9 protein-coding genes are annotated in these 8,406 nt (G+C 72.1%); 3 read left to right on the top strand and 6 right to left on the bottom strand.

Annotated elements, in window-relative coordinates; all coding sequences use genetic code 11:
* Positions 1-77 precede the first annotated feature (77 nt).
* Both Adu01nite_RS04715 and Adu01nite_RS04710 read right to left on the bottom strand, forming a co-directional pair.
* Positions 78-575: a hypothetical protein gene (locus tag Adu01nite_RS04715; RefSeq protein WP_203725199.1), complete on the bottom strand. Its 498-nt coding sequence runs from the start codon at positions 573-575 to the stop codon at positions 78-80.
* Between the two features lie 36 nt (positions 576-611).
* Positions 612-1,328: an HAD family hydrolase gene (locus Adu01nite_RS04710; protein ID WP_203725198.1), complete on the bottom strand. Its 717-nt coding sequence runs from the start codon at positions 1,326-1,328 to the stop codon at positions 612-614.
* A gap of 134 nt (positions 1,329-1,462) precedes the next feature.
* On the opposite strand from Adu01nite_RS04710, the gene Adu01nite_RS04705 reads away from it, so the two are divergent.
* Together Adu01nite_RS04705 and Adu01nite_RS04700 are read left to right on the top strand one after the other, a co-directional pair.
* Positions 1,463-2,386, top strand: coding sequence for a DMT family transporter (locus Adu01nite_RS04705; protein WP_203725196.1), 924 nt, complete (start codon positions 1,463-1,465; stop codon positions 2,384-2,386).
* Positions 2,387-2,485: 99 nt separating this feature from the next.
* Entirely contained in the window at positions 2,486-3,136 is a 651-nt protein-coding gene (locus Adu01nite_RS04700; protein WP_203725194.1) for a hypothetical protein, read from the top strand.
* Between the two features lie 96 nt (positions 3,137-3,232).
* Here the strand turns inward: Adu01nite_RS04700 and Adu01nite_RS04695 are convergent, their stop codons facing one another.
* Positions 3,233-3,679: a DUF4190 domain-containing protein gene (locus Adu01nite_RS04695; protein WP_203725193.1), complete on the bottom strand. Its 447-nt coding sequence runs from the start codon at positions 3,677-3,679 to the stop codon at positions 3,233-3,235.
* 118 nt (positions 3,680-3,797) lie between these two features.
* On the opposite strand from Adu01nite_RS04695, the gene Adu01nite_RS04690 reads away from it, so the two are divergent.
* Positions 3,798-4,718 (top strand): SDR family NAD(P)-dependent oxidoreductase, encoded by a 921-nt coding sequence (locus Adu01nite_RS04690; protein WP_203725191.1) that lies wholly within the window; start codon positions 3,798-3,800, stop codon positions 4,716-4,718.
* A gap of 75 nt (positions 4,719-4,793) precedes the next feature.
* Here Adu01nite_RS04690 and Adu01nite_RS04685 read toward each other — a convergent pair whose 3' ends face one another.
* The 3 genes from Adu01nite_RS04685 to Adu01nite_RS04675 form a co-directional block, all read right to left on the bottom strand.
* The gene (locus tag Adu01nite_RS04685) at positions 4,794-5,603 is read right to left on the bottom strand and encodes a DUF4190 domain-containing protein (protein ID WP_239132132.1); all 810 of its coding nucleotides are present in this window, start codon (positions 5,601-5,603) and stop codon (positions 4,794-4,796) included.
* 341 nt (positions 5,604-5,944) lie between these two features.
* The gene (locus tag Adu01nite_RS04680; protein WP_203725189.1) at positions 5,945-6,352 is read right to left on the bottom strand and encodes a CoA-binding protein; all 408 of its coding nucleotides are present in this window, start codon (positions 6,350-6,352) and stop codon (positions 5,945-5,947) included.
* Between the two features lie 17 nt (positions 6,353-6,369).
* A complete protein-coding gene (locus Adu01nite_RS04675; RefSeq protein WP_203725187.1) occupies positions 6,370-8,304 on the bottom strand; it encodes an intein-containing Rv2578c family radical SAM protein in 1,935 nt (644 codons plus the stop codon).
* Positions 8,305-8,406 lie beyond the last annotated feature (102 nt).

The following is an 8,406-nucleotide window of genomic DNA, read 5'->3' as shown; positions in this document are numbered from 1 at the left end:
CCGGGTGAGTGCACCACCCAGCCCAACCCCGCACCCCTATCGTCGCGCCGGGCGGCGCTGGGTCCGGGGGCTCGGGTTCAGGCGCCTCGGACTTTGTGCAGGCGGAACGGGCGGCGGGTCGCTACTCGGGCCGGGGTCTCGCGGGGTGGGGCTGCGCCTGAGTCGGTTGGTAGGTCGGGGGCCGCGGTCGCGGCGTTCTCCTCGGGCGGCGTCAGCCGGACTATTGCGCAGGCCGATTCCACCCAGCGGGCCACCAGGTCGTCGAAGGTGCCGGTGGCGTTCAGGCGTTTCTGGGCCAGCTGAGGGGCCACCGTCTCCCAGTCCTCGGAGCCGGGCAGCAGGCGCGTCACCGCCATGTCGCTGACCACGATCAGGCCGCCGTTGTCGCCGCGCAGGCGGACCGTGGCCGTTGTTGCCTCGGCCAGGCCCGGTGCGAACTGCTCGCCCTGGCCGCTCACCATGATCAACGATCCCTCCAGCGGCATGCACCAGAGTCCCAGCGCCGGCCCGTCTCCCACCGAGACCCAGGCCAGCGCTGCCTTCTTGAGCGCCTCATCCAAGACCGCTGACGTCACCGGGCCATCCTCGCATGGCCGCGGCGCGCACTGCGGTCAGCGGGACGGGACCGGGGACCGGGCCGGCTGCAGCGAGTCCAGCAGGCTTACCACCTCGGTCAATGAACGGACCGTGCGGCCTGCGAAGTTGGTGTCGGCGTCGAAGACCAAGTGGTTGGCCAGGTCGGAGGCGGCCAGGCGGACGGGGGTCATGCCTACCTCGGCGGCGCCGCTCAGCTCGTGGCTGCCGCCGTCTCCCACGTATAGGCATTCGGCCGGGTATACGCCCAGCTCGTGGCATGCCGCTAGGTAGATCTGGGGGTCTGGCTTGCAGACTCCCTGGCGTACGGAATAGATCTTGGCGTCCAGCAGGGGGGCTACTGGCAGGCTTGGCAAGAAGGCCGGCAGCTCGTGTGTGCAGTCGCTGACCACCGCGGTTGCCAGGCCGCGCCGGCGGATGGCGGTCAAGGCGCTTACCGCGTCGGGGCGCAGCTGGGTGTCGGCCTTCAGGGCGCTTATCCGGGCCGGCACGCCGGCCCGCACCTGGGACGGCCGGGGGCGCCCGCCGGCCTGCTCGATCACCCACCGTAGGGTGGCCTCGGCGTTGCCGTACCGGCCCCGGGCCCGCGCCCGGAAGGTGCGGTCGAGCACGCCGAGCACCGCCTCCGGGTCGACGCCCAGGGATCGGGCGATCTCGGCATGCTGGGGGCCGCGCTGGACCGCGCGGGTCAGCGTGCCAAAAAAGTCAAACACGACCGCACGGTATGCGGGCATGGTAAATCAGCCTCCCAGGCATGGGTGGTTCAAAAGGGTCAGGGCAACGCGGCGACTGTAGTCGTGGCGTCACTGTCTGTTCAATAGCGGTCGGTAGATGTGCTGAACAACTCTGCAAGAAGCGACGGCCGGGGATGAATGCGCGCTCACCGCATCAAGCCCTCGCCCTCCCTACCGTATTTGCGCTGGTCGTGGCCGTGCTGGCGGTTTCGTCGTCGGCGCCGCTGATCGCCTATGCCGCCGCCCCGGCGCTGGCGATCGCCTTCTGGCGGAACGCTCTCGCCGCGGTGGCCCTGACGCCGATCACGCTCGGTCCACGTCGGCCCGAGTTGGCGGGTGCCGGTCGTCGCGCCGTGTTGTTCTGCTTTCTGGCCGGTCTGGCCCTCGCGGCGCACTTCGCCACCTGGACGCCGAGCGTCCAGCTGGGGTCGGTGGCGACCGCGACCGCCTTGGTCGCCACCCAGCCGGTGTGGCAGGGGCTGATCGCGGCCGCCCAGGGCCGCCGCCCGTCGACCATCGGCTGGCTGGGCATCGGGCTCGCGGTGGCCGGCGCGATCGCGGCGACCGGGGCCGACGTGGGTGTTTCCGGCCAGGCCGTGCTGGCCGACGTGCTGGCGCTGCTGGGCGGGATGGCCGCCGCGGTCTACACCGCCCTCGGTGAGCAGGCCCGCGCCACCTTGAGCACCACCACCTACACCTGGATCTGTTACGGCACCTGCGCCATCGTCCTGCTGCTGGTCTGCCTGATCGGCGGGGTGGACCTCGGCGGCTACGACCACCGCACCTGGGCGGCGATCCTGGCGCTGGTGGTCGGCGCCCAGTTGTTGGGCCACTCGATGTTCAACTACGCCCTGCACCACACCTCGGCGACCACGGTCAGTGTCCTGATCCTCCTGGAGGTCCCCGGCGCGGCCCTGCTGGCCTGGCTGTGGCTGGGTCAGCACCCGCGCCCGGCCGCCCTGCCCGGCCTGGCCCTGCTGCTCGCCGGCGTGATGGTCGTGATCCTCGGCGCCACCCGCGCTAACCGCCCGGTCGTGGACCCATCTCTGGCTGACTGACCGACCCGGGTGTTTTGTCCGGTCTAGGTGGTCGCTCGTTGAACTCTCCGGGCGCTGGGTGGCAGCGGCTGTCGGGGGCGGGTAGAGAAGGGGCATGCGATGTATCGCGATCGATTCCGAATCTGGCCGGCGCTCGCGCTCGGGGTGGTTGTCCTGATCGCCGCGTGCGGTGACCCAGGGGACGAGGCGATCGTCGACTCGCCCGGGCTGACCGGCGGCTGGAGCACGGCCGGGTGCGGCGTGGAACGGACCCCGGAGCATGTCACCGTCGGCGGTGTCACCATGCCGTCGACCCCGCCCAAGCTCGACGCCGTGATGAACCGGATCGAGGAGACCGGCCGGGCCCGGTTCCCGGACAGCTACGCCGGCCTCGAGGTCGACCAGCAGCTGGTGCAGGCGATCGTCTACCGGGTGCCGTCGGCCGCCTTCGACGACTTCCTCCGTGAGGTGGCCGAGGACACCTGCATCCTGGTCCGCGACGCCGCGCACTCCGCTGACGCCCTGGCCGTCTGGCACGACCGGGTGCTGGCCGACCTGCCCTACTGGAGTCACCAGGGCGTGCCGATCTTCAGCGTCGGGGCCCGGCACGACGGCAGCGGCGTGGAGATCGGCACCCGCGATGTGGCCAAGGCCCGGACCGGCCTGCTGGCCCGTTACGGCTCGCGGGCCCCACTGGTGTTCATCCCGGCCGACCCGGTGCGCCCGCTCCCGGCCCCCACCAGCCGGATCGCCCCGCCACCCGGCATCTGAGCGTTCATGGCCGGGCCGGGCGCTCGGCTTGAGCAGCTGGGGGCGGGCCGGGTGCGGTTGTGGGCTTCCGGGAGCGTACTCGTCAGATGGTTTTGATCATGAGAAGTTGGGGTTTGCCACTAGGAAGATGATGGCGGCGGCCAGGCCGAGTGCGCCCAGTGCCGCGACGATCCAGCCGGTGATGATGCCGGCCAGGGCCATGCCGGCGCCGTTCGAACCGTCGCGGGCGATGCGGCGGCGGGCCACGTGGCCGAGGATCGCGCCGACTATGCCGAGCAGCGCGCCGATGCCGTAGAAGCAGAGGCCGAAGACCGACACGCACGAGACCACCAGGGACGCGATGGCCAGGCCCTCGGTCGGCCTCGGCGGCTGGTAGCCGTAGGGGAACGCCGGCTGCTGGTAGGCGGGCTGAGCGTAGGGGTCCGCCTGGGCATACGGGGTCGGCTGGGCGTACGGCTGCGGCTGGTAGGCGGGCGGCACGTACGGGTCCGGCGGGGGCGGGTTCGGGTTCGGCTGGCCGGTCGGCTGGTAGGGGTCGGTCATCGAGTCCTCCGTGCGTTGATGCGGAGGTCACTGTAAACAAGCAGGTCGCGTACGTCGCGCGTGCGCCACGGGGGGTCGATGTTTGCCCTGGCCCAACTGACGGGGGAGGATCGCTCGCATGGTCTTCGACGCCCGCTCTGCCAGCGGAAGCCGTTCCCGGCGTGACGCCACCCGTCCCTCCCCGGGCCGGCGGCCGCGCACCAGCGCCACCGACACGCCCGAGTCGTCCCTTGCCGAGTCGTCCCTCACCGAGGTGGGTGACCCGGCCGAAGCGCCGGTGACGCTGCGCCTCGACGGCAAGGTTGCGCTGGTCACGGGCGCGGGAAGCCCGGACGGCATCGGTTATGCGACGGCTCGCCGGCTGCGCGATCTCGGCGCTCGGGTGGCGATCGTGTCGACCACCCGGCGCATCCACGAGCGGGCGGCCGAGCTGAGCGTCACCGGGTTCGTGGCCGACCTGACCGACGAGGCCGAGGTCGGTGCGCTCGCCGATGCGATCACCGACCAGCTCGGCGACGTCGAGGTTCTGGTCAACAACGCGGGCCTGGCGAGCCGGGCGAGCCCCGAGGTGCTGCGGCCGGTGGCGCAGCTCACCTACGACGAGTGGAAGTCGGAGATCGACCGGAACCTCAGCACCGCGTTCCTGTGCAGCCGCGCCTTCCAGGGCGCGATGGCCGAGGGCGGCTGGGGCCGGATCGTCAATCTCGCGGCCACCGCCGGGGCGATCAACGCGCTGCCGACCGAGGCCGCCTACGCCGCGGCGAAAGCCGGCGTGGTCGGCCTGACCAGGGCGCTCGCCATGGAGCTGGTGGCCGACGGCGTCAACGTCAACTGTGTGGCGCCGGGCACGATCTACACCGCGGCGTCCACCGTCACCGAGATCAAGCAAGGTTTGGGTACGCCGATCGGGCGCCCCGGCACCCCCGACGAGGTCGCGGCCGCGATCGCGTTCCTGTGCTCGCCGGCGGCTTCCTACATCACCGGCCAGATGCTCGTCGTCGACGGCGGCAACAGCGTGCGCGAAGCGGAGTTCCGCTGATCGTCGGCTGATGGGTCGATCCTTGGAGAGCCGGGCGGGTCGCGCGGCTCTCCATCCGGATCAGTACGTGCCGTCTCAGTAGGTGGTGGTGCTGCTGCTCAAGATGCCGCCGATGACCAGCAGGCCGCACGCGAGCACGGAGATCCCGGTGAAGACATAACCGAGGATGAGACCGGCTGTGGCCAGGCCCTCGCCCTGCTCGCCGGTCCGCCGGATCTGCCGCTTCGCCATGTGGCCGAGGACGATCGAGACCGGGGCGAAGATGAAGATGAACACGAGGGCGAGGATCGCCAGCGTGTTCGTGCTCGTGGTCGGGACGTAGACCGGCTGACCGTAAGGCCCCGGCTGACCGTAGGGGCCCGGCTGGCCGTAGGGGCCCGGCTGGCCGTAGGGAGCGGGCTGGCCGTAGGCGGGCTGCTGCGCGTAGGGGTCAGGCTGGCCGTAAGGCTGCGGCTGAGCGAACGGGTCGGGCTGACCGTAGGCCGGCGGCTGGCCGTAAGGGCTCGGCTGGCCGGGGTTGGGCTGGCTGTACGGGTTGGGCTGGTCCGCATTGGGCTGGCCTGAGCTGGGCTGGCCGTAAGCGGGCGGGTAGGGCTGACCGCTCGCCGGGGGCGGGCTGTAGTCGGGCTGGCCGATGGTCGGCGGCTGACCGTAGGCCGGCGGGGCCGGCGGCTGCCCTGGGGCCGGCTGTCCACTGGCCGGCTGATCCGCCGGCGGACTGAACGGTGTGGTCGGGTCGTAGGGCTGCCCGGGCGCCGGCTGTCCACTGGCCGGGGCCGGCTGGTCCGGCGTCGGGTTGAACGGCGCGGTGGGGTCGTAAGGCTGCCCGTAAGGCTGCTGCGGCTGGTATGGATCCGGCGTACCGCCGGTCGGCGGATAGGTCACAGAGTCCTCCTAGTTTCCCGGCACCGTACTAGGAGTCGCCCTGCCGATCACGAAGGGCCGCGGCGTGGCCTACCCAGCACCGATGCCAGCCCAGCCCAGCCCGGCCAGGCTCGGCCCGGCTCCCGGCCGGCCCGATGGCTCAGCCGACCCGGCCGCTCGGCCCCGGCCGCTCGGCCCCGGCCGCTCGGCCCCGGCCGCTCGGCCCCGGCCGCTCGGCCCCGGCCGCTCGGCTCGGCCCGGCTCGGCCCGGCTCGGCCCGGCTCGGCCCGGCCCGGCCCGGCCCGGGCCCGGCCGCTTGGCCCGGCTCGGCGGCCCGACCGGCTCGGAACGCCCAGGTCAGGTCAGGTCAGTCTGGTCAGGTTGGCCACTGCGCGTTCGACTGCCAGGCAGCGGTCCTCGACGTAGTCGATGCCGGCCTCCTCGGCCAAGCGGCGTGCCTCGGCCGAGAAGATGCCGCTCTGCAGCCAGACCGCCGGGGCCTTGATGGCGATCGCCTGTCGGACCACGTCGACCGCGTCGCGGGCCGGGCGGAACACGTTGACCAGATCGACCGGCTCGCCGATGTCGGCCAGGGTGGGCACCGTCTTCACGCCGAAGACCTCGTCGGCGAACGGGTTGACCGGGATGATCCGCCAGCCGTGCCGGAGCATCTGGCGGGGCACCGTGTGGGAGGGCTTGAACGGGTCGCGTGAAGCGCCGACCACGGCGATGACATGCGACTCGGCCAGGATCTGCTGTGCATCCCTCATGCAGTCGACTGTAGCCATCACAAGAGCGTCAGCTGCCGGGACGACGTGGCGTCGGAGGTGGCGTCCGTCTCGCCGACGTCGCGGATCTGCACCGGGCTGGGGCGGTGCAGGCCGTGCCGCCGGGCCGCCATCCGGACCCGGGCGCCGATCTCGTGCTGGTAGGCCTGCGGCAGGTAGGAACCGGAGCCGTAGAGATCGCGATAGCGCGGGGCCAGATCGGGGTGGGTGCGGGTCAGCCACGACGCAAACCACTCCCGGGCGCCGGGGCGCAGGTGCAGCGGGATCGGGGTGACGCTGGTGGCGCCGGCCGCGGCGATGGCGGCCACGGTCTCCTCGATGGACTCCTCCCCATCGGTCAGGCCGGGCAGGATCGGGGCCATCAGCACGCCCACGTCGAAGCCGGCGTCGGTGAGCCGGCGCACCACCTCGAGCCGTCGCCGGGGGCTCGGCGTCCCGGACTCGACCGCCCGCCAGATCGTCTCGTCGACGAACCCGATCGAGACCGCGAGGCCGACCCGCGTCACCTGGGCCGCCTGTTTGAGCAGCTCCAGGTCGCGCAGGATGAGCGTGCCCTTGGTGAGGATCGAGAACGGGTTGGCGTGGTCGCGCAGGGCGGCCAGGATCTCCGGCATCAGGCGGTATCGGCCCTCGGCCCGCTGATAGACGTCGACGTTGGTGCCCATCGCGATCGCGGCCCCGGACCATCGGGGCGCGGCCAGCTCGCGGCGGATCAGATGCCCGGCGTTGACCTTCACGATGATCTTGGTGTCGAAGTCGTGGCCGGCGTCGAGGTCGAGGTAGGTGTGGGTGTTACGGGCGAAGCAGTTGTGGCTGACCACGCCGTCGGCGATGAAGTCGCCGGTGCCGGTGCTGATGTCGAACAGCGGCAGGGTGAGCCCGAGCTCCTCGATGTCGGCCACTGCCAGCTCGCGGCTGCTGCGCACGCCGACCCCGGAGGCGTCGAGCGGTGCCCCGGCCGCGCCGGTGAGGTGCCGGAAGCGCAGCGCGGCCCACAGGTCCCGGTCGATCTCGACGGTGGCCGAGCCGCCCGGCCGGGTGCGGACCGGGGCGCGGCTGGGCAGGCCGAGCTGGGTGAGTGCGTCGACCACCCGGCGCAGGAACAGCTGGTCGCCGCTGGTGAAGGTGATCGCGAGCCGGTCGGCGTGGCCGGTGGAGCCGAACGCCCCGGCCAGGAAGCCCCGGAACCACCCGCCGCTGGGCTGCTCGGGCCAGCGCAGTGCCTCGTGCAGCGGGATGTCTTCCAGATAGGTGTCGGCGCGCACCCAGGCGTCGCTCTCCCGGGCCGCGCGACCACCGGCGGCATCTCCCCGCACCAGGCCGCACAGGAAGCCGGCCTGGTAGTCGGGGGACTCCTTGGGCGGCTCGGCGAAGTGGCCGACCCCGAACATCAGGTCACCGACGGCGAGCGCGGGCAGGTCGGGCTCGGCCGGGCTGACGTGCCGCCAGCCGCGGTCGGTGAGGAAGCGGTGGTCGCCGCTGGCGACCAGGCGGGTGCCGTCGGCCAGGGTGACCCGGAAGGCGGGCTTCCGCGTCTCCCAGTGGTCGAGGACCGTGGTGGGCACGTAGCGCCGACAGGCACCGGCGCCCATCGTGCCCATGATCGCGTCACCGGTGCGCAGCTCGGCGAGGGGGCGGGTGGTGCCGTCGGCCATCAGGATCGGGGTCTCCCCGGCGAGGCAGTAGGAGCACGCGTGCGAGCAGCCGCGGTAGGGGTTGACGGTCCACTCGAACGGCACCCTCGACTGACCCGGCACCCGGTTGATCAGGCTTTTCGCCTCGATCTCGTAGAAGGTCATCCCGGCGAAGCCGGGGGTGTCGAAGGTGCGGACGGTGGCGCCGGGCAGCGCCAGCGGCAGGGGTGGAGCCGCCGGCGCTGCCCTGTCAAGGAGCGAGTCGCCGTCGTGGGGAGCCGACAGGGTGGACCATCGCATGGCGAAGATTCGAACACATGTTCGATCTAGTTGTCCAGCCGACTCGCCCGACGAAAAACGGCCGGCTCACCCGATGAAAAACGGCCCGCGGACCAAGGGTCC

The sequence above is a fragment of the Paractinoplanes durhamensis genome (genome assembly GCF_016862175.1).
Classification (GTDB): Bacteria; Actinomycetota; Actinomycetes; order Mycobacteriales; family Micromonosporaceae; genus Actinoplanes; species Actinoplanes durhamensis.
This window is presented reverse-complemented; position numbering and strand designations above follow the sequence as displayed.